This window comes from Adhaeretor mobilis, from assembly GCF_007741515.1.
In the GTDB taxonomy this organism is placed as follows: domain Bacteria; phylum Planctomycetota; class Planctomycetia; order Pirellulales; family Lacipirellulaceae; genus Adhaeretor; species Adhaeretor mobilis.
In genome coordinates, this window is sequence record NZ_CP036263.1 from 2,363,321 (window position 1) to 2,385,443 (window position 22,123).

20 protein-coding genes are annotated in these 22,123 nt (G+C 55.4%); 14 read left to right on the forward strand and 6 right to left on the reverse strand.

Annotated elements, in window-relative coordinates; all coding sequences use genetic code 11:
* Nucleotides 1–179: 179 nt before the first annotated feature.
* Together HG15A2_RS09270 and HG15A2_RS09275 are read right to left on the reverse strand one after the other, a co-directional pair.
* Nucleotides 180–650, reverse strand: a complete 471-nt coding sequence (locus tag HG15A2_RS09270; protein ID WP_145059885.1) for a hypothetical protein — start codon at nucleotides 648–650, stop codon at nucleotides 180–182.
* Between the two features lie 271 nt (nucleotides 651–921).
* Nucleotides 922–2,016 carry a hypothetical protein gene (locus tag HG15A2_RS09275; protein ID WP_145059886.1) on the reverse strand — a complete coding sequence of 365 codons (1,095 nt, stop codon included), beginning with the start codon at nucleotides 2,014–2,016 and terminating at the stop codon, nucleotides 922–924.
* A gap of 321 nt (nucleotides 2,017–2,337) precedes the next feature.
* Here HG15A2_RS09275 and HG15A2_RS09280 point away from each other — a divergent pair, with 321 nt between their 5' ends.
* A complete protein-coding gene (locus HG15A2_RS09280) occupies nucleotides 2,338–3,369 on the forward strand; it encodes a PDZ domain-containing protein (RefSeq protein WP_145059888.1) in 1,032 nt (343 codons plus the stop codon).
* Nucleotides 3,370–3,496: 127 nt separating this feature from the next.
* On the opposite strand, the gene HG15A2_RS09285 is transcribed toward HG15A2_RS09280, so the two are convergent.
* Entirely contained in the window at nucleotides 3,497–5,155 is a 1,659-nt protein-coding gene (locus HG15A2_RS09285) for a DUF6666 family protein (RefSeq protein WP_145059889.1), read from the reverse strand.
* A gap of 999 nt (nucleotides 5,156–6,154) precedes the next feature.
* On the opposite strand from HG15A2_RS09285, the gene HG15A2_RS09290 reads away from it, so the two are divergent.
* The 9 genes from HG15A2_RS09290 (at nucleotide 6,155) to hpt (ending at nucleotide 16,451) form a co-directional block, all read left to right on the forward strand.
* Nucleotides 6,155–8,200, forward strand: a complete 2,046-nt coding sequence (locus HG15A2_RS09290) for a PrkA family serine protein kinase (RefSeq protein ID WP_145059891.1) — start codon at nucleotides 6,155–6,157, stop codon at nucleotides 8,198–8,200.
* 153 nt (nucleotides 8,201–8,353) lie between these two features.
* Nucleotides 8,354–9,457, forward strand: coding sequence for a DUF444 family protein (locus HG15A2_RS09295; RefSeq protein WP_145059892.1), 1,104 nt, complete (start codon nucleotides 8,354–8,356; stop codon nucleotides 9,455–9,457).
* Between the two features lie 234 nt (nucleotides 9,458–9,691).
* Entirely contained in the window at nucleotides 9,692–11,224 is a 1,533-nt protein-coding gene (locus HG15A2_RS09300; protein ID WP_145059893.1) for a SpoVR family protein, read from the forward strand.
* 132 nt (nucleotides 11,225–11,356) lie between these two features.
* The gene (locus HG15A2_RS09305) at nucleotides 11,357–11,836 is read left to right on the forward strand and encodes a hypothetical protein (protein WP_145059895.1); all 480 of its coding nucleotides are present in this window, start codon (nucleotides 11,357–11,359) and stop codon (nucleotides 11,834–11,836) included.
* Complete coding sequence (locus tag HG15A2_RS09310; protein ID WP_145059896.1) at nucleotides 11,837–12,331, forward strand: hypothetical protein; 495 nt, start codon at nucleotides 11,837–11,839, stop codon at nucleotides 12,329–12,331.
* A 275-nt stretch (nucleotides 12,332–12,606) separates the two neighbouring features.
* Nucleotides 12,607–13,479 carry a hydrogen peroxide-dependent heme synthase gene (gene hemQ / locus HG15A2_RS09315; protein WP_145059898.1) on the forward strand — a complete coding sequence of 291 codons (873 nt, stop codon included), beginning with the start codon at nucleotides 12,607–12,609 and terminating at the stop codon, nucleotides 13,477–13,479.
* 198 nt (nucleotides 13,480–13,677) lie between these two features.
* Nucleotides 13,678–14,370 (forward strand): uracil phosphoribosyltransferase, encoded by a 693-nt coding sequence (upp, locus tag HG15A2_RS09320; RefSeq protein WP_145059899.1) that lies wholly within the window; start codon nucleotides 13,678–13,680, stop codon nucleotides 14,368–14,370.
* 44 nt (nucleotides 14,371–14,414) lie between these two features.
* Complete coding sequence (locus HG15A2_RS09325) at nucleotides 14,415–15,749, forward strand: NupC/NupG family nucleoside CNT transporter (RefSeq protein WP_145063986.1); 1,335 nt, start codon at nucleotides 14,415–14,417, stop codon at nucleotides 15,747–15,749.
* A 144-nt stretch (nucleotides 15,750–15,893) separates the two neighbouring features.
* Nucleotides 15,894–16,451, forward strand: coding sequence for a hypoxanthine phosphoribosyltransferase (hpt, locus tag HG15A2_RS09330; RefSeq protein ID WP_145059900.1), 558 nt, complete (start codon nucleotides 15,894–15,896; stop codon nucleotides 16,449–16,451).
* On the opposite strand, the gene HG15A2_RS09335 is transcribed toward hpt, so the two are convergent.
* From HG15A2_RS09335 to HG15A2_RS23895, 3 genes are all read right to left on the reverse strand, one after another.
* Complete coding sequence (locus HG15A2_RS09335) at nucleotides 16,448–16,849, reverse strand: cytidine deaminase (RefSeq protein ID WP_145059901.1); 402 nt, start codon at nucleotides 16,847–16,849, stop codon at nucleotides 16,448–16,450. The genes hpt and HG15A2_RS09335 overlap by 4 nt on opposite strands.
* Before the next feature lie 18 nt (nucleotides 16,850–16,867).
* Complete coding sequence (locus HG15A2_RS09340) at nucleotides 16,868–18,148, reverse strand: thymidine phosphorylase (RefSeq protein ID WP_145059903.1); 1,281 nt, start codon at nucleotides 18,146–18,148, stop codon at nucleotides 16,868–16,870.
* A gap of 379 nt (nucleotides 18,149–18,527) precedes the next feature.
* Nucleotides 18,528–18,794 carry an AAA family ATPase gene (locus HG15A2_RS23895; protein ID WP_218932434.1) on the reverse strand — a complete coding sequence of 89 codons (267 nt, stop codon included), beginning with the start codon at nucleotides 18,792–18,794 and terminating at the stop codon, nucleotides 18,528–18,530.
* A gap of 183 nt (nucleotides 18,795–18,977) precedes the next feature.
* On the opposite strand from HG15A2_RS23895, the gene HG15A2_RS09350 reads away from it, so the two are divergent.
* The 4 genes from HG15A2_RS09350 (at nucleotide 18,978) to HG15A2_RS09365 (ending at nucleotide 21,930) form a co-directional block, all read left to right on the forward strand.
* Nucleotides 18,978–19,385 (forward strand): globin, encoded by a 408-nt coding sequence (locus tag HG15A2_RS09350; protein ID WP_145059904.1) that lies wholly within the window; start codon nucleotides 18,978–18,980, stop codon nucleotides 19,383–19,385.
* 291 nt (nucleotides 19,386–19,676) lie between these two features.
* The gene (locus HG15A2_RS09355) at nucleotides 19,677–20,258 is read left to right on the forward strand and encodes a hypothetical protein (RefSeq protein WP_246117923.1); all 582 of its coding nucleotides are present in this window, start codon (nucleotides 19,677–19,679) and stop codon (nucleotides 20,256–20,258) included.
* 237 nt (nucleotides 20,259–20,495) lie between these two features.
* Entirely contained in the window at nucleotides 20,496–21,422 is a 927-nt protein-coding gene (locus HG15A2_RS09360; RefSeq protein WP_145059905.1) for an epimerase, read from the forward strand.
* Between the two features lie 214 nt (nucleotides 21,423–21,636).
* A complete protein-coding gene (locus HG15A2_RS09365) occupies nucleotides 21,637–21,930 on the forward strand; it encodes a hypothetical protein (RefSeq protein ID WP_145059906.1) in 294 nt (97 codons plus the stop codon).
* The last annotated feature ends 193 nt before the right edge of the window (nucleotides 21,931–22,123 follow it).

Consider the following 22,123-nt stretch of genomic DNA (forward strand, 5'->3'; position numbering starts at 1 on the left):
GAGCGCACGCGGAAGAAGTCACTAAGAGGAGGGATCGGCCACCCGTTACTATGTGCTTAACTCGCACAAATCGCAGCCCGCAGAGTCGGCCTAGCTTGACCGTATTGCTAGCAGAAAAGAGTGGTCAGCAGTGGCCATGCCACCCCAATGAAGGAATGAGACTCTTCGGATAGATTCGATCAGTCCCGTCCAGGGAAAGTCAGCTGCGGCCCGAAGTTGCGCTCGACCGAACCTCGCAGCCGCATTGGCGAATCGCTAGACACGTCGGTAAACGCTGGCTGCGTAGGCACTGGTAAGAACTTGGGCGGTTGAGGTGGCACGTAGCCCACAAGCGGTGGCGTGTTCCGTTTGCGTTGTGGAGGCTCGGCGACCTGTAGCCCGCAGTTGCCTGCTTCGTCGCAGTAGACGACCTGCCCCTCGAGCTCCGATTCGTGGCAGCCCAGATCACATGTGGGATCTAATTCGCAAGACGGTTGCGCTCCGCACTCCTCGACGTAGGGTATCAGCACACTATCCAGTGCGATGGAGAAGAGATTCTCGTCCAGAATCGCACCGCAGCGGTCGGTGTGCAAATGCCGCGCGCAGCCGCTGGCAGCTAGAGCTGTTACCGCCAGGAGGGCCAGGAGCACGTTGTTGAAAGATCGAAGCATGGATCAGGGAGAGATTCTAGGTGGCGTAGCGCAGCAGCGCTGCAGTTCTCCCCCCGGAGAAGTTGTTTGCCTCTAGTCACTGGATCGACCGACCAAGACGGATAATCCATCTAAACGGCAAAGTTTAGCGTATTTGCTAGCAGTCGCTCAGTGACTTCGGCCCGAGTCCAGAGGCGAGACTTTTCTAGCGAGAATAGAATTCTGGCAAGAGTTCTCCCCAACAAGAACCGCAGCGCGGAAACCAGTCCCGCTCAGCCCGGGAGGCACCGAGCTACTTTTTGGCATAGACAATTTTCGGCAGCACTTGCAGTCCCAGGAAGAGGGCTAGCAGTACCAGCAATGCGTGCGGCCAGTATTCGGCAACCGGAATGCCAAATAGCCCAGCGATCCAACCCACCAGCAGTAACAGCGGAGGTAGCACCATCAGGACGCCGCAACCGAGTGCCGCCATCGTGCCCTTGAAGGCTAAGTGCTCTGTGAGTTGTTGGTGGTGTACGTCGATCATGCGCCCGCGACGTAGGCTGATTTCGATGGAGTCGGCCAGTTCCATCGCCTGCAGGGCTGCCGGCCAAGTGGATTCGTCGGTGTCCGCCTGCAAGCCGTTCACAAATCGAGAGACGGCGCTCACAGCAGGATCAGTAGACTCATGGGATTCCTGTTCCATGCGAAGATTGCTAGCGTCGAAATGTTCGGTCACTCGCCCTCGCTCTCCCACCAGTTCGATCTTCAACCCGGGTGAGTCGCTCACCGGCCCCACCGACCAACGCACCGGCACCGCCTGCTTGCCGAGTAGTTGCACGCTGAGTCCTGCGTAGGCGGCATCGTCATTGCCGGAGCCCAACGCCCCTATGCGATCGAGCGGTCCGGCTATGCGGATCAGCAGTTCCACATCGCGAGCAAAATGGTCGAGTACCGCCTCGCGAGTTCGATGATCGAAAGTGCGTTCGGCGACCACTTGCTCGATCTTCCCCACTTCAGGATGTCCGTCGGTGATCCACTCGGCGAGCCTCGGTAGAAGATTGCACTCGGTGAGCGGATTGTAGTGCTGCAGCAGCGCCTGAGTCTCGCCGCGGGCCATATCGATTTCGAAATAGGCCAGCACTTCTGGCACTACCGGATGAACGGCAAGTACGGGCAGCCCCATTTTCACCAGTTCTTGGAGTTGCTCACTACGCGGCGAGCCTTGTTCGTCGGAAGGGCCAACCAACACTGCGTCACAGGTCCCGGGGTCGGGTGCGCCCCGCCACAAATCGTTCTCCTGGTCAGACGCCTGCTCCTCGCAGCGAGTCACCTTGTGCCCGAGCTGTTCTGCGGCAGCTGCTAGGGCCAAGCAATCCGGGTCATCGCCGAGGGTGGCAAACTTCATGTAGGGCTCAATAAAGTGAGGGATCTGGGGGCGGCGGGGTGGTTCTCCGCTGCGTGAACAACGGCCTCTTCAGAGCGTAATTCAACCGGCAGTAGGTAACAACGGGCTGCCCAGAAGTACGGTTTGCCTACTTTAGCCCCTGCATTTTCCGTCGAGAGATGCCCACGAAGGTGTTATAATTCACTAGTGAACATAGCAAATCGCCCAGAATTGTCGAAGTCTCAGCACCGCCTGCTATGTTGCGGCGTCTCGCTCTGCGCGCTGGGCCTATTTGCATGCGGCGCGGCGTCCTCCCTGGCCCAGGATTCAGTCGGTCCTGGCTTGGAAGGTCCTAGAGCTGCAGCCGCCGATCCCTCTGTCAGTGAACTTGCCGAGAAGCGTATCGCCCAATTGATCCTTCAATTGGATGACGATCGGTTTATCGTTCGCGAAGGTGCCCAGCGAGAACTTGCCGCCCTCGGCGAGCCCGCGCTCCTGCAGGTTGGAAAAGCAGCCCAGAGCGAAAGTCTGGAAACTTCAACGAGAACATTGAATATCCTCCTCGAGTGGTCCGGCAACGATTCGGACACTTTCCGACTTGCCACGCTCGGCCAATTGGCCCAACTGAAGAATCGCCCTGCTGAGGCAAAGATGGCAAAGAATGCACTCGATCGAGTGCGTGAGCAGGTCGCACTGACCTATCTCCTGAAGTCCGGTGTGAAGATACAAAGAGACTTGCGTCGCAACTTGGTGCGTTCATCGCATTTTAACCTGCAGGTGGTTCTCGGGCCCGATACGAAAGTCGACGAGCAGGTACTTACCGCAATCGCCGACGTACGTAGTGCCACGATAGTGAGCTTTCACTCTGCTGAAGTGTCTGAGGAGTTGCTGAAAACCCTAGAGTCGGCCAAACAGCTAACTCGCTTGGAGTTTTACGGGACTCCTGTTTCCAAGGCGATGCTAGCTCGACTCAAAGAGAAAATGCCCCACTTACAAGAGATCGACGTTCGCAGCGGGGCTCGCTTGGGTGTGCGTGGTGACCCTGTCGTGCAAAACGGACGCATTGGGGACGTGGAAAAGGGCAGTGCGGCAGATCGAGCTGGTTTGCGGAAAAACGACGTTGTGACCCATGTCGATGGCGAAGCAGTGAAGAGCTTCGAGCACCTCATTCGGCTGGTCGCTAAGCACAACCCGACCGAGACCGCGCTGCTAACGGTTGAGCGCAGCGGCGCGCTGAAGCCGCTGGAGATTGAGGTGACCTTCGACCGCTGGGGCGAGGAAGACCTCACGGATTCGAGAAGCACGCAGATAACGCTGCACGATCTGCGACAACGCTCTTCCCAAGATCATCAGATATTGCAGCGCCGGCGGTAGCGTGGTTATGGCAATGCATCGCCTCTTCCAGCGCAGCGAACAGGCTGGCTACCCGATGGGCAGCCAGCCTGTTTCTTCCCCCCTGGTTATCTGAAATTCGCTGTGAGTCGCTGGCGGACAAGTTTGTTTACCGAACCTGGTCGATAAACATCCAGCCGTTGTCAGCTACGTTGAACAGCGGACGGAACCGGCTCTTGCAGCCGCTGCGAGCTGTCTTGCCCCAGTGCCAGACAAGGTTCGTACCGACGTTCCAGGACTCTTCTCGGGCACCAATTGAGCCGGCTGCGGCATCGGTGATTAGGTAGTTAAACCCTGTTTGGAGTGACCAACGATCGTTGAGCGACACTTGGAAGTCAGCACCCACAAGGCCTTCTTCGTCGTTGGTTCCACCGCCCCAGATCCGACCTGTGTTGCCGTTCTTAAAGTGCCAGCGGTAGAAAATCGCATACTGTTGTACCGCTTCGTAATCGATTCCCCCGACAACCGCGTTATTGGTGGCTGAGGCACCCCAGAAGCCAACCTCGCGACCTTTCGGGCTCTTCAGGCTCACCTCGTAACGAATCTGGTGGAAGTCTTCCTCCATGATCAGGTCATCACGCATGAAATCGAACACGGCACCGAACTGCAAACCAACCGGCACGCGACGGAAGAAACCACCGGTTACGAAATGTTGGCTGCGATCATTCGCGTCGCCATTGGAAGTTCCCGAGAAGCGGCTCTGAACGCCTTGATAACCGAGCTGGTAGCTTAACTCAGGGAATAGGAGCCCGATGAGTGGGGCGCGGCCGCTGATGCCAACGCCTTCTTGGAACCCGAAGTTCGCGTCGCCAGGGCCGTTACTAAAGCTATCGCGTGGACCTTTGAACGCGTGCACGCCACCCCAGACCTGAAGAGTCTTGAAGCGTGGGATACAAATCGGGATGCAGTCGTAGTCTTGGTCGTCAACGCACGAGCCACAGCCAACGCCATCGCCACAGCACGCGTCGCACCCACCAAGGGTATCACACCCGCAGGCAGGCTCGGCGACTCCGCAGCTTGGGCCGTAGTCACAGATTCCGCAACCCGGCTCGGCACAGCCACAGCCTTGCTCGACAATACCGCAGTCCGGTTCGTAGATGCCGCACCCTGGTTCAACAATTCCACATCCAGGCTCTACGATTCCGCAACCTGGTTCGTAGATGCCACAGCTCGGCTCGCCGATTCCGCAACCGGGTTCACACGTACAGCCACCGAGACAGGTGTCGCACTGTGGCGCAGGAGACGCATATCCGCCCGGACGCTGATAGTGTCCCCGCATGGCGAGTCGTTCTTCATTGGAATAGCCCGCGGTGCGGACTGTACTATCGCGATAAGACTTTTGAGTGCCTCTGGCATTTGCTCTACGCTGCAAATCAGCAGCACGAGCATCAGCTACATAGGCTGGCGTTCTCTCGACGGGCGGTTGCGATTTCGCAATTCGTTTGGTTGTTATCTCTCCCGACTCGGCCGACGTACGCCGTACTATTTTCGTCGTCGATCCTCTTTTGGCGATAGGCTCCTCTGCCTTGGCCGGGCTTGGGCTGGACGCAGAGCGTTGAGCATTGACACGATCGTCGTCAGCTCCAGATGGGCTCCGAAATGTCACGCCTTCACTCGAAGACGATTTCCCAAGGTTTGGCTTTTGGAAGTGAATATGCTGGGCACCTGTGTGGTGAGCTGCCGCGGCTTGCGGAGCGATTCCCACGGCTATCAATGCCAGCAACGCCATGCCAGCAGAGGCATGGTTGTAGATATCGGAGAGCTTCATAGTTCGATCCCACGGAGAGACGTCACCGACGCCTCTTCCGCCTTGGAACTCGAAGTCGTTTCGCAATATTGGAGCGAAAACAACTTCTTGGTAGCCCCCCCGGGAACCAATACGTACAGGCAGTATCGTCATGGTGGGAATCAGGACTTTCGGAAAAGTCCTCTCAATCGGAATATTTTGCCACTCGGGGCTGTTTCAAGCTTCGTTACCCCCAATAGCCGCGGGCCAACGGCCTGCCGGGAACCTGCCACAAACCGCAACTTTGGGATTAAGCTCGCTAGCACTTCTCCGGCGGGCCGTTGGCCCGCGGCTATTCGGGAATGTCTTGCACTGAGAAGTCAGGCACCAAGAGCATTTCGAGGGTAAGTATTTCGGTGCACCTTCGCACTTTTTCACGAAGTGCCCGAACAGTTCGAGTTGCCTTTCTTGCAACTTGTGCTGATACTTGAATTAGCAGCGCAAGCGAATGTTCGCTCCCCAAGAACGTCGCTGCCTGCCACGCAGGTACCCCACCTGCTCAGAGCAATCTCCCTACCGCTCTTTGCCAACCTTCGCTTTGGGTCTCTCCCACCCCCGGCGTCAGCAGTCGCTTTGTAAGCTGCTCACGCACACTCTGGGTGCGTCACCGCTGAACTTGCCACCGCGGCTTTCCATTCAGACAGATCGTATTCAGGCTGATGGCCAGCTGGACTGATCGCCAGTCTTGGCAGCCACGTGCGGCTTACTTCAGTGTTGGTAGTCCCGACGAAGGTTCAACGGAGCAACCGTTTGCAACAACATTGACCAGACAACTTCGACGCGTCCATTCCTTTTCACGAAAAATGAACTGAACCCACGACAACGAGAGCGATCTCTCTTAGAGCGACCAATGTAGAAAGTCAAAATAGCAAGCCAGAACAGAAATACCACGAAGCCAAGCATAAGTCCGTCCTAGTATCAGTGCATCATCCGATCATTGAATCCCATGATCTCATTTGGATCGAAGAGGAGCAAAAGGCCATGACGACCGGTAACGACATCATCTCCCTGGTTTCCGAGCAACAAGATCGCGACAAATTTCGACGCAAAAACTGGGTCGGCACGTTCGCTGAGTATCTAGACATCGTGCGCACCACGCCGCAGGTCACACGCACTGCGTACCAGCGCGTGTACGACATGATCCTCTCGTACGGCGTAGACGTTGAGAAAAACGGTCGAGAAAAGGTCTATCGCTACCGTTTCTTCGACGATCCCACTAACGACGGGCGCGACGCCGTGTTTGGCTTGCGCGAGCCGCTCCACAAGCTGGTCAATGCGTTGAAGAGCGCAGCCTTTGAGTACGGTATCGAAAAGCGAGTCCTCCTACTGCACGGTCCAGTGGGTAGTAGTAAGAGCACAATCGTACGGCTCCTCAAGCAAGGCTTGCAGCGCTACTCCACCACGGACGAGGGTGCCCTCTATACGCTCGGTTGGGTGGATGAGGAGAATCGAGAGGAAGTGCATTGGTGCCCCATGAACGAGGAGCCCCTGCACCTGATCCCCGAGCGTTTCCGTGCTGACGTCATGGCCCAACTCAATAGGGACCGCGGGCTAGACGACTTCAAAGTGCGCATCCGTGGCGAGCTCGACCCGTTCTGCCGCTTCATGTATCAGCAACGGCTCAAGAAGTACGACGGCGATTGGACTCGCGTGGTCGACGATATTCGCATTAAGCGCGTAATCCTCAGCGAGAAAGATCGCGTGGGCATCGGCACGTTCCAGCCTAAGGACGAGAAGAATCAAGACGCCACCGAGCTGACCGGCGATATCAACTATCGCAAAATCGCCGTCTATGGCAGCGATAGCGACCCGCGCGCGTTTAACTTCGATGGCGAGTTCAACGTCGCCAATCGCGGGCTCATTGAGTTTGTAGAAGTGCTGAAACTGGACGTAGCCTTCCTCTACGACCTGCTTGGTGCAAGCCAAGAGCACCGCATCAAGCCGAAGAAGTTTGCCCAGACCGACATCGACGAGGTGATCATCGGACACACGAACGAGCCCGAGTATCGTCGGCTTAAGAACAACGAGTTCATGGAGGCGCTTCGCGACCGGACGGTAAAGATTGATATTCCTTACGTCACGACGCTCGAAGAGGAAATCCATATTTACGAGAAAGATTACAACGAGAAGACGGTCGCCAATAAGCACATCGCGCCGCATACGATCGAGATGGCAGCCATGTGGGCGTTGCTCACACGGCTTGAAGAGCCCAAGCACGCGGGGCTGACCCGTTTGCAAAAGCTCAAGCTCTACAACGGCAAAACGCTACCCGGCTTCACCGAGGAGAACATAGCCGAGCTGCGCGAAGATGCAGTTAACGAAGGTCTCGTTGGCATTTCGCCGCGCTACGTGCAGGATAAAATTTCCAACGCGCTGGTCGCGCACCCCGATGCGCGATCGATTAACCCGTTTATGGTTCTCAACGAGCTGGCTTCCGGCTTGAAGCACCACGGCCTGCTCAACAACGAGGACACAAAACAGGAATACCGCGAGCTGCTCGATGTCGTCAAAGAGGAGTACTCAAACATTGTGAAAAACGAAGTCCAACGGGCAATCGCCGCCGACGAGGATGCCCTTTCCAGACTGTGCGGCAACTACATCGACAATATCAAAGCGTACACCCAGCGTGAGAAGGTTAAGAACCCCTACACGGGGCAGTACGACGAGCCAGATGAACGCCTCATGCGTTCCATCGAAGAGAAGATCGATATCCCCGACAGCCGCAAGGACGATTTCCGACGCGAAATCATGAACTACATCGGTGCTTTGTCGATCGACGGTAAGAAGTTCGACTACAAGACGAACGAACGCCTCAACAAAGCGCTTGAGCTGAAGCTGTTCGAAGACCAGAAGGACTCGATCAAGCTCACGAGCCTCGTGTCGAACGTAGTCGATGCGGAAACGCAGCAAAAAATCGATGTCGTCAAAGGCCGCCTCATTCGCGACTACGGCTACGACGACGAAAGCGCCACCGATGTCTTGCAGTACGTAGCAAGCATTTTTGCCAGGGGTGATACCAAGGAATAGTGGGCAGTGGGCAGGGAGCAGTCACCATCATGTCATTCCGACAGGAGCCGAGCGACTGAGGAATCCGAGTTGAACTCTATTTGGTACTCAACCTGGATTCCTCGGTCGGCGAGCCTCCCGTCGGAATGACATAAGCTCTGGGCTAGAAACCGAATGGACATCAAACGCGATCAACGCCGGTTCAAACAAATCGTCCGCGGGCGAATTAGGGACAATCTGCGCAAGTACATCACCCACGGCGAAATGATCGGCCGCCGGGGGAAAGACTTGGTCAGCATCCCCGTGCCTCAGTTAGACGTGCCGCGATTCAAGTTCGGCAAGAACGGCTCCGGCGGGGTAGGGCAGGGCGATGGCGAAGTGGGTTCCCCTGTCGGCAAGCCGGGGCAAGGTCCCCAGGGGGCCGGAGGTGCGGGTAGCGAACCGGGCAGCGGTCACCTGATGGAAGTCGAGGTGACGCTCGACGAACTGGCCGAAATGCTAGGCGACGAGCTTGAACTCCCCCGCATCAAACCTAAGGGCAACGCCAGTGTCGAAGCGGAGAAGAGCAAGTACAACAGTGTGCGACAAACGGGCCCCGAGTCGTTGCGACATTTTCGACGGACTTATTTGCGAGCGCTGAAGCGGCAGATTTCCACTGGCGTGTACGAACCGTTAGAGCCCAGGGTCATTCCGATCAAAGCCGACAAGCAGTACCGCAGTTGGAACGACGTGCCCATACCGCATGTGAACGCCGCGGTAATTTACATGATGGATGTGTCTGGCTCGATGACCGACGATCAGAAGGAGATCGTCCGTACCGAGTCGTTCTGGATCGACGCCTGGTTAGGCAGCCAGTACAAGGGCGTCCAGCGACGTTACATAATCCACGATGCCGTAGCCAAGCAAGTCGACGAACACACTTTCTACCACACCCGCGAGAGTGGCGGCACGCGCATCAGCAGTGCCTACCGTACAGCAGCTCAACTGATCGATCGCGAATTTCCCGCTGAACTCTGGAATATTTACTGCTTCCAATTCTCCGACGGCGACAACTGGGGGGATGACAACCGGCAAGCGTTCGAGCTGCTCACCGATCGCTTGCTCCCCCGTGTGAATCTCTTCTGCTACGGTCAAGTGGAAAGCCCCTACGGCAGCGGCGAGTTTCTCGACTCGCTAGAGAAACAGTTCGCAGGAAACGAAACATTGGTACTGTCAGAGATTCCCGACAAGGATGGCATTTATGAGTCAATCAAAACTTTTCTCGGAAAGGGACGTTAGTTTTGAACCACAGAGGACACGGAGGCTGATGTTTTTGCTCGTAAGGGCTCAAAGTCGCAAAAGACACGCCAACATGATTCACTAAACCAAACTCAATATAGAACGTGAAACAACCAAACCTATCTTCTATTGACTTCTTCGTGCCTTAGCGCCTTTGCGAGAGCCTACCAACAAACCTCCGTGCTCTCCGTGTCCTCTGTGGTTCAACAATAATTACGCCGCAAGTAATCAAACATGCCCCTGATTCAATCATCCAACCTAACGCCCGAGTTGGCCGCGATGCAGGTCGAGGTCGAGGAGTATGCGCGCGGGCACGGGCTGGACTTTTACCCCACGATCTTCGAGCTCATCGACGCCGACGAACTCAATATGATTGCCGCTCGGGGCGGGTTTCCGACCCGCTATCCGCATTGGCGGTTCGGCATGGAGTACGAGTCGCTCAGTCGCGGCTACCAGTACGGTCTGCAGAAGATTTACGAGATGGTCATCAATAACGACCCCTGCTATGCGTACCTCATGCGCTGCAACGGGCCGATCGATCAAAAGCTCGTCATGGCCCACGTATACGGGCATTGCGATTTCTTCAAGAACAACCAGTGGTTCTCGCACACCAGTCGCAAGATGATGGACGAGACGGCCAATCACGGCACGCGCATTCGTAAGATCATGGACAAAGTGGGTGTAGAAACGGTCGAAGAGTTCATCGACGCGTGCCTAAGTCTCGAAGACTTGATCGACGTGTACTCGCCTCATATCAAGCGCCGCGCCGATCGTAAATCTTCGACACTCAATGGAGAGAGGGAAGAGGAAGCGAAGAAGCCGCGCCGTTTCCGCTCGAAGGACTATATGGATACGTTTGTTAATCCACGTGAGCTTCCAGGGGAAAAACACGATGTCGAGCCTCGGAAAGTCCCCGAACATCCCGAGCGCGATGTGCTGTTGTTCCTGCTAGAGCATGCTCCGCTCGATGGCTGGCAAGCGGATGTGTTGTCGATCATCCGCGACGAGGCCTATTACTTCGCTCCGCAAGGGCAAACCAAAATCATGAACGAGGGTTGGGCTAGCTATTGGCATTCCAAGATCATGACGACCCAGGGGCTAACGACTGCGGACATCGTGAACTACTGCGATCACCACAGCGGCACCCTAGCGAGTAGCCCCACACAGCTCAATCCCTACAAAGTTGGCATTGAAATGTTCCGCGATATTGAAAGCCGTTGGAATCGCGGCGCTTTTGGTCGAGAGTACGAAGAGTGCGATGACGATGCCGAACGTCGTCGCTGGAACACCAACGCCGGTCTTGGCCTGGAGAAAATCTTTGAGGTGCGCCGCATCCACAACGACCTCACGTTTATTGACGAATTTCTCACGCTTGATTTCGTTCGCGAACACAAGCTGTTTCGGTTCGGCTACAACCCGGGCAGCGAAGCCTATGAAATCGAAAGCCGCGAGTTCCCGCAGGTCAAACAACAATTACTGTCGAGCCTTACTAATCGCGGCAGACCGCTAATTTCCGTGACTGACGGCAATTTTCGCAATCGCGGCGAACTATACTTAAAGCATGAGCACAGTGGCGTGGATTTGCAGATCGATTACGCAACCGACACGCTGGAGAACCTCCAGAAGCTGTGGAATCGACCCGTGCACCTTGAGACCATCGTTGACGATACGAAAACGGTACTCACCTACGACGGCGAAGAACACGAATGCGACTATGGAGAATCACTTTCAGATTTGTTTGATTTTTCTGAGGATTCAGAGGATTAGGAATTCCCACTAGTTTTTTTGAACCACAGAGAGCGCAGAGGAACACAGAGGACAACATGAGGCTTGAAAAGCTACTCCAAATTTCTCTGTGAATCTCCGTGCCCTCTGTGGTTCAAGAATGAATTAGGTCAAATGACGCTAGCCCAAAAACTACTCGCTGGATTGCAAACCTCGCTAGGGCAAACTAGTGTCGCCCTAACCGTCGATGAAGGTGCGCGTGAAGTTAATTGCAAGGCGTTGCAGTGCGAGCAGTTGGCGGTAACGGTTACTGACTTAACGCTCGAAACCTCCGAGCTCGCTGGCATCGATCTGCCACGTATTCAAGCCGCCAGTCAAGCCTTGTGTAGCCGCGTGAATTACTTGCTGGAGCCGATCTCCCCGATCGAGACCGACGCCCAAGGTTGCACGGTGCAAATGCGTAGCAATCCGCCTCAGCAAGACGACAACGGTTGCCGCTACTACGAGCTCCTCCTCCGCCGCGGCGGCTCGGTCGCATTGCACCGCTACGAAAAACAACCGGGCAAAGCGCGCGTCCGCGTACCAGCGGTACTGACTCATGAAGTGTTGGGCCGCTTAGTGGATGATTTTTCTCAAGCTGTGGATGGAATCTAAATGGAAGCTATCCTCGGCACCTACGACCAACTGCTCGACGATGATCTAAGGCTTGCTTTGAGTGAAGGCGGTAGGTACTTCGAGAACGAGAGCGAAGTCCACAAAGCACTAAGAAAAGTTGTTTGCCTGCTCGGCGAACTAGGTATCGAAAAAGTTCTGGCAGGTGCTTTGGCGATATGCATTCATGGGTACAGACGGATAACGCACGATGTCAACCTAATTGTCACGCGAGAAGGGTCAGAACGCATCCACTCGGCGCTTAAAAGGTTGAGCTATATCCGCCTCATTACAGGTAGAAAAGCGTTGCGAGACGCCCAAAGTCGTGTGAAAATCGACTTTCTCACGACGGGTGATTATCCTGGAGATGGTAAGCCTGCGTCGGTCGCCTTTCCCAATCCGTTGGATGTAGCCAACGATTTAGACGGCCACAAAGTCATCCAGCTTGCAAAGCTTATCGAGCTAAAGCTTGCTTCTGGGAAATTGAAAGCTCGCTGAACGATATTGACCCATCGCTGCAAGAAAAGGACATCGAGCTTTGGCAAGCAGTAAACGATTTGCAATCAGACGAATATTGAAACGAAATCCATTCCCATCAGCCCAATCCGCGTCCCATTTTCCCGGTTCCCGACTATACACCCCACCAAAGCAAGTTAACCAAAGGCCACGTACTCCCACTCCTAGGCACTTCACCCCGATAGGACGATTCACTAACATGCGAGAAGACTTCACCCGGTTCCGCCGTTTGCTTTTAAGTTGCCTCCCAGCTCATTATGAATCGTCCCACTTCAGGTCGTCCGCAGGCCACGCCGGCGGAAATTTCTTTGGTCCCCAGTGGGGGCGGCTGGCATACCAGCCATCTCTATTACACGTGGGATCGTCAAGTTCTCGCTCAGCTGCCCAGCGAGCAGCTCTCAGCCGGGCGAGCTGCGCTGATCGAAACGCTCGATCCCACTGCTGAGCTGCCCAATAGTCAGGCGCAGCCCACAAGAATGCAAACTTCCGTCGTGAGCGGTCACAAGGCGGACTTCTCACTCATGCTTATGGACCCCGATCCATTAGTGGTCGATAGTGTCCACCAGCGGCTCATGAGCAGCCCATTGGGTATCGCACTGAAGCCTGGCTATTCGTTCGTTTCTGTCACAGAGATTAGCGAGTACGTGCCCAGTGTCGAGCAATTTGGCGCACGGTTAGTAGCGGAAGGCGAAGAGAAGGACAGCCCCACCTATGCGGCCAAGTTGAAGGGTTACGAGGGGCGACTTGAGGGAATGAACAAGCAGCGGCTCACGCCCACGCTGCCCGACTACCCAAGCACTTGCTTCTACCCGATGAATAAGAAGCGAAAGACGGGCGAGAACTGGTTCACGCTCGACAAGAAAGAGCGTAACCGCATGATGAGCGAGCATGCCCGCAGCGGCATGGCGTTCGCCGGCAAGGTATCGCAGCTCATCACCGTCGGACTAGGTTTCGACGACTGGGAATGGGGCGTCACCCTCTGGGCGGCCAACCCTGAGTATCTCAAAGATATCGTCTATCGCATGCGCTTCGATGAAGCGAGCGCCCGCTACGCCGAATTCGGCCCCTTTCTCATCAGCTATGTTTCCAGTGCCGAGGAAATGCTAGATCATTGCCGAGTAGGCGTTTAGCCTAGCAATCTTCACTCTATCGTTAGAGTCTGCGAGACCCCAATAAATTAGTGGGCAGTCGGCAGTCTTGTTGGAATCCGGAGCGGAACTGCCGACCGCCCGCTGCCCCCTGCCGACTTTATTTCTTCCCAATCGCAGTCTCACCGCTTAGACTGCTAGCAGTGGAGGTCGCCTTTCTTTTTCCGTGAGCTTGTGAGCATGGCCAGCATAGTGGATGCAATCCCCCCTTCAGAGCAGCAATCGTCCGCCAAACCTAAGGGCGGGGTCTACCAAATCAACCACCCTTTGGTGCAACGACACATCACTTGGATGCGCAATGAAGAGACGCGTCCCAGTTCGTTCCGCCACTCGGTCCGTCGTCTTGCCGTGTTGATGGCCTACGAAGCTACCAAAGACTTGCCCATCGAGCCGGTCGAGGTGCAAACCCCGGTCGCCATGGCCGAAGGCGTAAAGATTCAAGGTCGCATCGGCCTAGTGCCTATCCTACGCGCCGGCCTTGGCATGGTTGACCCCGTGCTCGATCTCTTGCCCATGGCAGAAGTTTGGCACCTGGGGCTCTATCGCGATGAAGCGACCGCCCAGCCGGTGACCTACTACGACAAACTGCCCAACGAGCGCCCCGTGGATGTCGCGCTCGTCACTGATCCGATGCTCGCCACCGGAGGTTCCGTCACGGCAGCGCTCACCGCGCTCCGCGAGTGGGGCGTGCCCCATGTGAAGGTGCTCTCCCTGATTGCCTCGCAAGAAGGCGTCGATATGGTTGCCGAGCAATTCCCCGAAGCACAGATCTACGTGTGCAAGATCGATCCGGTCCTCAACGACCAGAAGTTCATCGTCCCGGGCCTCGGCGATGCAGGTGATCGTATCTTCAACACGGTTGATCCTACCTAGATACCGCACGCTCAGAAACTACACGACTCAAACCTTCGGTGTCTATGCTCGCCTATCACCCGATTCTCGCCCAGGCAGTCGATGCAGCTGAAACTGCCGAGGGCGTTGCGTCTACTGGCACAATCCAGCAGCGTCTAATTAGTCTGCTCGGCTTGTTCGTGATGATCGGGCTCGCTTGGCTGATGAGCTCTCACAAGCGGAAAATTCCGTGGCGTATCGTATTTGGTGGTCTGGGATTGCAGCTTGCGTTTGCACTTCTGATCCTTCGCACGGACACCGGGCAAGCGTTGTTTAAGTGGCTTGGGAACTTTTTTAGCGCAGTTGTAAATACGACCGATGTGGGATCGGCGTTTCTCTTCAACATTTACCCGCAGCCTGGCGACGCGGCTTTGCCGCCTACGTATACGCTCTGGCGGAGCTTTGCCTTTGGTGTGCTGCCGACCATTGTATTCTTCTCGTCGCTAATGGCCATTCTCTATCATTTGGGAGTCATGCAGCGTGTCGTGCAGGCGTTTGCCTGGGTCATGCAGAAAACCCTCGGCACCTCAGGAGCGGAGACGCTATCTGCAGCTGCCAACATTTTTGTTGGGCAGACGGAAGCGCCACTGGTGGTTCGGCCGTATGTCGGACAGATGACCATGAGTGAGTTGAACGTCGTTATGGTCGGCGGCTTCGCGACTATTGCAGGCGGAGTACTAGCGATCTTTCTGCGCATAGGAATTGACCCTGGGCACTTGATCACCGCTTCAGTAATTTCTGCGCCGGCCGCATTACTGATCGCGAAAGTCATGCAGCCGGAGACGGAAGAGCCAAAGACTGCCGGTAGTTTGAAGCTCGATGCAAAGTCAACCAGCGTAAATGTTGTCGAGGCTGCCGCTGAAGGAGCTTCCACAGGCATGCAACTGGCGTTGAACGTTGCGGCCATGTTGATTGCGTTTGTAGCATTAGTGGCACTTGCCGATTTAGGGCTCGGCTGGCTCGGCGTTCAGTTTGGGTTCAAAGAGGAAGCGGCTTGGACGCTCAACAAAGTCTTCGCCTTCTTTTTCGCACCATTCGCCTGGCTGATGAGTATCCCCTGGGAGGAGTGCGGCGCGGCAGGAAGCTTGCTGGGAACGAAAATGGTGGTCAACGAAGTCGTGGCCTACATCGATCTCGCTGCCGTCTCCGAGAAAGGTCAGCTGAGCGGGCGCTCCGTCGATATCATGACTTATGCCCTCTGTGGCTTTGCGAATTTTAGCTCCATTGGCATCCAGCTCGGCGGTATTGGTGGCATTGCCCCTGAGCGTCGTGGCGATTTGGCCAAGCTAGGCTTCCGGGCCATGCTGGGCGGCACCCTGGCCGCATTCATGACCGCCTGCGTTGCCGGAATTTTGCTATGATGGACCTTACTGAGCGATTTCGTCCTAGCCCGCGAGCTACGCCTCGCGCGGAAACCCTTCTCAGGATCACCGCGCGAGACGTAGCTCGCGGGCTAGCAGAAACAAACCACTAACCTCAAACCCTCTACCCGAACTACCCTCCCCATGAAAACACTCTATTCCGAACAAGAACTTCATGATGGCGTCGCTCGTATGGCCCGCGAGATCGAGGCTGCCTACGAAGGGCGCCAACTCACGATCGTGGGAGTTCTCACAGGGAGTGTGGTTGTCGTGGCCGACTTGATCCGTCACATCGACCAACCGATGCGTGTCGGCGTCATTCAAGCGAGCAGTTATCGCGGTGCCACCACGACCCGTGGTGATCTGGTGATCAACAGCGAGCTGATGCTCGACATCTCCGGTCGAGATGTGCTACTGGTAGACGACATCTTCGACACCGGTCACACTCTGGAAAAGGTCGTTGCCAAGTTGGCAGACTTCAACCCCAACTCAGTCGCCTCAGCGGTGCTGCTCCGCAAAGAGGGACGTCAAGAAGCGGAATACGAGCCCGATTTCGTGGGCTTCACTATCCCCGACGAATTCGTCGTGGGCTATGGACTCGACTACGAGGACATGTATCGCAACCTGCCGTTTCTCGGAGCGCTTGAGGAGCAAGACCTCAAGGAACATGCCAGCCAAGCGGCAGAGAGTACCGTAGGCTAATTCTTAAGAGGAAACTCAAACTGCCTTGGCAACAACGTGTCGAGTGAAGTCTCGTTTACGTTCGTTGGGTCGTCGGAGTCGATCAGCAGCACGGTCATAGCGCCACCAAACTCCGCCAAGAATTGCCGGCACGCTCCACAGGGCGAGTGCCCACCAGGTGTGGCAACCGCCACTGCGGTGATCTTCTTTCCGCCGGCGGCCACGGCCGCACCAGCGGCAATGCGTTCGGCGCAAATCGTGAGCCCGTAGCTGGCGTTCTCCACGTTGCATCCACTGTGGATTTCTCCCGAAGCAGTCAGTACGGCCGCGCCGACGTGGAATTTGGAGTACGGCGCGTAAGCATTCGCCCTGGCCTCAACGGCAGCGGCTACTAGCGATTGTTTCTGTTGGTCATCCATTCTGGCAAAGCACCTTCCTTATTCAAATCGCTCGACAATCAGTGGGTTCCGCTTGACGGGCTCCTCGGAGATTTCGATCGCGTCTAGCACCGCCATGCGCACATCGTCGACAGCGCTACCTTTAGCAAACACACGCACCAGTGGCTGGTCGGCTTTCACTTGCTCGCCCAGCCGTACAAGCATTTCGAGGCCTGTCGAGTGATCGAGTGCCTCTCCCTGCTTCTTGCGCCCGCCCCCGAGGGAAATGATGGCTTGCCCTAGTTGTTCCGAATTAATTTGCGACACGTAGCCGGCTGTTTTCCCCACAAGATCGTTCGGCGGGGCAACGACTCGCGGTGCTTCGAGGTCGCCACCTTGGATGGTGACCATCTCGGCAAATTTCTCTCTCGCGCCGCCGCTGTCGATGGTTTGTTGCAACTGTTTGCGTGCCGCGGTAACGTCACGAGCAGTTCCGGTCGAAACAAGCAGTTCTGCTCCTAAGGCGAGTGTGACTTCCATGAGATCGCTCGGCCCTTCGCCTTCCAAAGCAGCAACGGACTCATCGACTTCGACCGCGTTGCCAACCATGCGGCCCAATGGCTGGTTCATGTCCGTCACGAGAGCAGTGGTTGCAACGCCCATCCGCTTGCCAGTATCGACCAGCGACTGCGCCAGCTGCCGTGCTTGACTGAGCGACTTCATAAACGCTCCGCTGCCATACTTCACGTCCAACACCAACGCATCGAGACCCTCGGCCAACTTCTTGCTCATGATACTGCCGGTGATCAAGGGAATCGAAGGCACCGTGCCGATCACATCGCGAAGTGCGTAGAGCTTGCGATCTGCCGGCACAAGTTCTGGAGTGGCGCCGCTAATCACACAGCCGACCTTCTCGACAACTTGTCGCATCTCATCCATGGAAAGATTCGTACGGAAGCCACCAATCGATTCCAGCTTATCGAGCGTACCCCCCGTGGAGCCCAGTCCGCGACCGGAGATCATGGGTACTTGCAGATCGCAACACGCGAGCATCGCCGCCAACGGCAATGAAACCTTATCGCCAATACCACCGGAAGAGTGCTTGTCGACTTGCTTCGCATCTCCCGACCACTTGAACGTCGCCCCAGAGGCAAGCATTTCTTGCGTGAGATTGGCGGTCTCTTCGGTCGTCATCCCGTTGAGATAAATGGCCATCGCCAACGACGCCATCTGGTAGTCGGGGATCGTTTCGTCGGCAAAGCCAGCGATGAAATAGGCAATCTCCTCTTGAGAGAGATGGCCCTTGTCGCGTTTCTTTTCAATAATCCAAACAGGGTTCATACTATTTCACTTAACAAGATTTGAATTTAGCCACGGATAAACACAGATTATACAGAGGTTCTATCGACGGAATCGAATCAGTGCAAAAATCGCTTCTGATGCGTGGCCCATTCTATCACATATCCTTTGCCAATCCGTGACTTCCGCATCTATTTTTGTCTCGTGGTCAAATCATTCCTCGCCACTCAATAAGTGCCCCAATGATCGCTCGGGATTATCCAGGAAGTTGCGATTCACGCGATAGTGCTCGGTATCTTGGTACTCCATCCGCTGCAAGCCCGTGCTCGTCGATCTCCGTGGCCACGTTGTAAAAGCTTTCCGCTCGCAAGAAGAATCCACCGCTGCGCCGCTTGCCCCGCGCGCCGCGTCCTAGCTTGATCTATTTATAAAGATCAGCATGGGTGTCTCTAGTTGTGTTGCTAAAGTTCCGTGTGCCCCCTTCAGGATTAAACCCATCGGCCACCGCAATCGCTTCCAGCAGTGTTGACTTGCCTGTGCCGAGTTCGCCTATGAATAACGTCACATGCGGGTGCAAATCGATGCGCTCGATTGCTTGGATGGCTGGAATCTTTGCGGCGTTTTCGCTCTTGAGTAGGAAGAGTCGCTCGAAGCGCACGTAGTCGACATGGGGGTGGTAGGGGGGCATGGGGGGCATTGTTTACTAGTCAGGCGGCTTGGGCAACTCACGGAAGTTTTCGGCTATCATGGGTACGGACCAGCATAGGTTTGCGGTGCAAAAAGAGATTGGGTATTCTTGTGTGAAACGAAGGTCGACCCCAGCGATATCTTGTTCGCAGGCTAGACGCTCACAACAAATCACAGGCCGACGATGGATGAGCCGACACCCAAAGAATTGTTTCTCCAAAGCGTAAGCCGTTGTGTCGGCATCGAGGCATTCATCCCGTCGTTTTATGATAGGTTTCTCGCTAGTTCTGAAGAGATAAGAGCGAAATTCCGATTCACGGACTTCGAAAAGCAAAACAAGATGCTTGCGCGCTCATTGGAACTATGTGCGTGCGCAACCGCCGGCGAAGCTGAGTCGCTTGCAGAGATCAACGAACGAGCGACGACGCATAATCGCGATCACATGAACATTGAACCTCGGTTGTATGACACTTGGCTTGACTCAATTGTCGAAACGGCTAGTGAATTCGACGACGAATGGACCGACGCTATCGAAGCGGCTTGGCGGAGGATTCTCGGTCACGTCGTGCAACGTATGGTTCGTAAATACTGACGCGGGCGTGCGAATGGCCAGCGAACAATTGTGTAAACCGGAGCGGAATGCTCGTAGTAGTTCCCGACACCGGTTGCACTCCTCTGGTCGTTCCGCCGGGCTCGAATCCAGGGGAACTTTGCGGGCAATGGGAGCACATCAATCCAAACGACTAACAAGGCGCTGGACACCAAGACCTGACCCGCTACGAGACGAAAGCGCCATGAAAACTCCAACCATTAACCAGCAATCAACGCTCGCCCTCAGTTCAGGTCTGGGTCAGCTTTGACGTTATCCGACTAAACCCAATCCATGTTTTGGCCTCTCATCTTGCCGTTTCAAATAACCTGCTGCGTCTTGCTCGTCGCGGTGGTGATGCTCACGGCATTCGCCTCTCCGAAGGCTTGGAGTCGTATCAAGACGTTTTGCCTATACTCAGCGCTCGCGTTGCTTGCTTTTGTGCCTTCATGTACCGGAATCATGATCGCAGTTGACGCCTTCCGTTTTGGCGATTTCAGCTACGCCTCGTACAACGATATTTCCGACTTCCGCTCACAACGTTACCTGCCAGAAGCCGCGACCGATATTCAAATGCGAAGACATGGCAACGGATACTTCGCACGCTATAAGCTTTCATCCGATGAATTCAATTCGTACCTAGATAACCTTTGGCAAAAATTCGGTGAATACTCTGCTGTTGAACGCGGTGGGTTCTCCGACGAGGGAGAATCTGTTGATCCAGAATCGTTTGCTATGACCTTCGGTGATCTTGGGTGGGATTGCCCACCAGAAGCCATCGTTTACTATAGCCCTAGCGAAGGAGATGGTGGCGGGGCCACTTACTATGTCGATTCCAATTCTGGACTCGTCTTTCAACGCACCGGTTTTTGGTAGCTCATTCGTCGGATAACAATGTGATGCACCGAAGTCGCCGTCGGTGCGGGAATTGAAGCAATGATCACTCCGGCGACTCGGTGATCACTGTCGTTCTGTCTCGGGAAACAAACCTTGTACGACCAGCGATCGTTCTTTCTCGCATTTGCGCCAGAAGTTCGGCTTTGAGTTAATGTCGCGTTGTAAATGCGGTTTTTCTCTCGGCGACTTCCGCAAACACTGTGATCGCAAAGAATAATGAACGATAAATCAGTTGTCATCGCCGGAGGCAGCGGTTTTCTAGGTGTTTCACTGGCCTATCACCTTCTGGAATCCAACTTCAAGGTAACGCTTCTGTCCCGAAACCGTCCCAAGGCAAATGGGCATTGGGATTTCGTCGAGTGGGACGCTCGAACGTTGGGTAACTGGCAGTCCGTCATCGATGGTGCCGCCGCAGTTGTAAATCTGGTTGGCCGGTCTGTGGACTGCGTAAAGACACCTGGCCATTGCGACGAGATTCTGCGTTCGCGGGTTGAGGCCACCCGAGTGTTGGGCGAAGCCATGCAATCCGTAACAACGCCACCTCCGGTCTGGGTGCAAATGAGTACTGCCCACATCTACGGCGATCCACCCTCATTGGTCTGCACGGAAGGCTCTCCGTTCGGTTATGGATTGGCACCTGAAGTTGGCAACGCATGGGAATCACAATTTGCACAGTCAGTTCTCAATGAACAGCGTGGCGTTGTGCTGAGGACTAGTTTCGTCGTGGGAAGAGACCGTGGGGCAGGAGGTGGCGCACTTTCTCGTCTTCGCTTAGTAGCTCGTATAGGTTTGGGTGGCAAGATTGGTTCGGGTCGACAGGGCATGAGTTGGATTCATGAAAAGGATATAAATCGTATTTTTGAGCGGGCGATTATCGATTCGTCAATGCAGGGGGCTTACATAGCAAGTTCTCCCAATCCGGTCTCCCAAATGGACTTCATGCGATCACTCCGTCGAACGTTACGCGTTCCCATTGGTTTGCCTGCTACCGAGGCAATGGTGCGTTTTGGGGCACGCTGGATTCTCGGTACCGATCCAGAATTGGCCCTCTATGGTCGCTACGTTGTCCCCCAACGCCTAATCGAGTCCGGGTTTTCGTTTGAATTCCCCGACTTGGATCGTGCGCTAGTCGATTTGCTATAGGTTGGACAACGCGGTCCTTCGGCACTCGTTCTCTGTTTGTTCCACGCCGGCCCGTATGGTAAATTCGCGACTGGTCAACGGTGGCCCAACTGGTAGAGTCGGTTGGTGGTACTTGCGACAGAACAAAGCCGTGAACCGGAGCACTCAATCACGCGGCAACTGAAATCAAAGTCTTCCGTTCGTGCCCGGTTACGGCAGGCGTTAGGGCCTTCAGATGACGCGGAGTTGGATCAATGGCATCCATGTATTCATTTGCTTGATTCTCGGGGCTGCGGTCTGGGCTGCACGTTGGGTCTGGGCGGGCCTTCAGAGCGAGTACGGGCGTCGCGGACCCAACGGAGAGTATCTTTACGACCTATCTGATCCAGGCACGGTCCTGCAAGTTAACGTGACCGGTATCGCGGCCGGCTTGGTTCTAATATTGCTTTACTTGTTGATTGTCTGGCTCTTCCGAAGGTTGGGCCCTAACTACCGGCTGCAGTTGACCGGCAGCGTCCGCGATAGATAATGTTGTTGTCGATTGAACGCCCGCTCCCGCGGGCGGCCGGCAACTGAGCCTTTTATGTTAGCTTTATCACGTGAAGCGCAAAAGATTACAAACAGTGAGCATTCTGGATGACACTGAGCTTGCGAAGCTTACGGAATCAAGATTACGCGCATACCGCAAACGGGTCTTGGCCGTGTGGGACAGCCCCGACCAT

Excerpts from the sequence above, each read along its gene's own strand:
- HG15A2_RS09365 (WP_145059906.1), top strand. The coding sequence starts at position 21,637 with ATGACGCGGAGTTGGATCAATGGCATCCATGTATTCATTTGCTTGATT.
- HG15A2_RS09360 (WP_145059905.1), top strand. The coding sequence starts at position 20,496 with ATGAACGATAAATCAGTTGTCATCGCCGGAGGCAGCGGTTTTCTAGGT.
- HG15A2_RS09310 (WP_145059896.1), top strand. The coding sequence starts at position 11,837 with ATGGAAGCTATCCTCGGCACCTACGACCAACTGCTCGACGATGATCTA.
- HG15A2_RS09350 (WP_145059904.1), top strand. The coding sequence starts at position 18,978 with ATGGATGAGCCGACACCCAAAGAATTGTTTCTCCAAAGCGTAAGCCGT.
- HG15A2_RS09335 (WP_145059901.1), bottom strand. The coding sequence starts at position 16,849 with ATGGATGACCAACAGAAACAATCGCTAGTAGCCGCTGCCGTTGAGGCC.
- HG15A2_RS09340 (WP_145059903.1), bottom strand. The coding sequence starts at position 18,148 with ATGAACCCTGTTTGGATTATTGAAAAGAAACGCGACAAGGGCCATCTC.
- HG15A2_RS09290 (WP_145059891.1), top strand. The coding sequence starts at position 6,155 with ATGACGACCGGTAACGACATCATCTCCCTGGTTTCCGAGCAACAAGAT.
- hpt (WP_145059900.1), top strand. The coding sequence starts at position 15,894 with ATGAAAACACTCTATTCCGAACAAGAACTTCATGATGGCGTCGCTCGT.
- HG15A2_RS09295 (WP_145059892.1), top strand. The coding sequence starts at position 8,354 with ATGGACATCAAACGCGATCAACGCCGGTTCAAACAAATCGTCCGCGGG.
- HG15A2_RS09325 (WP_145063986.1), top strand. The coding sequence starts at position 14,415 with ATGCTCGCCTATCACCCGATTCTCGCCCAGGCAGTCGATGCAGCTGAA.
- upp (WP_145059899.1), top strand. The coding sequence starts at position 13,678 with ATGGCCAGCATAGTGGATGCAATCCCCCCTTCAGAGCAGCAATCGTCC.
- hemQ (WP_145059898.1), top strand. The coding sequence starts at position 12,607 with ATGAATCGTCCCACTTCAGGTCGTCCGCAGGCCACGCCGGCGGAAATT.
- HG15A2_RS09285 (WP_145059889.1), bottom strand. The coding sequence starts at position 5,155 with ATGAAGCTCTCCGATATCTACAACCATGCCTCTGCTGGCATGGCGTTG.
- HG15A2_RS09300 (WP_145059893.1), top strand. The coding sequence starts at position 9,692 with ATGCCCCTGATTCAATCATCCAACCTAACGCCCGAGTTGGCCGCGATG.
- HG15A2_RS09270 (WP_145059885.1), bottom strand. The coding sequence starts at position 650 with ATGCTTCGATCTTTCAACAACGTGCTCCTGGCCCTCCTGGCGGTAACA.
- HG15A2_RS23895 (WP_218932434.1), bottom strand. The coding sequence starts at position 18,794 with ATGCCCCCCTACCACCCCCATGTCGACTACGTGCGCTTCGAGCGACTC.
- HG15A2_RS09355 (WP_246117923.1), top strand. The coding sequence starts at position 19,677 with ATGTTTTGGCCTCTCATCTTGCCGTTTCAAATAACCTGCTGCGTCTTG.
- HG15A2_RS09305 (WP_145059895.1), top strand. The coding sequence starts at position 11,357 with ATGACGCTAGCCCAAAAACTACTCGCTGGATTGCAAACCTCGCTAGGG.
- HG15A2_RS09275 (WP_145059886.1), bottom strand. The coding sequence starts at position 2,016 with ATGAAGTTTGCCACCCTCGGCGATGACCCGGATTGCTTGGCCCTAGCA.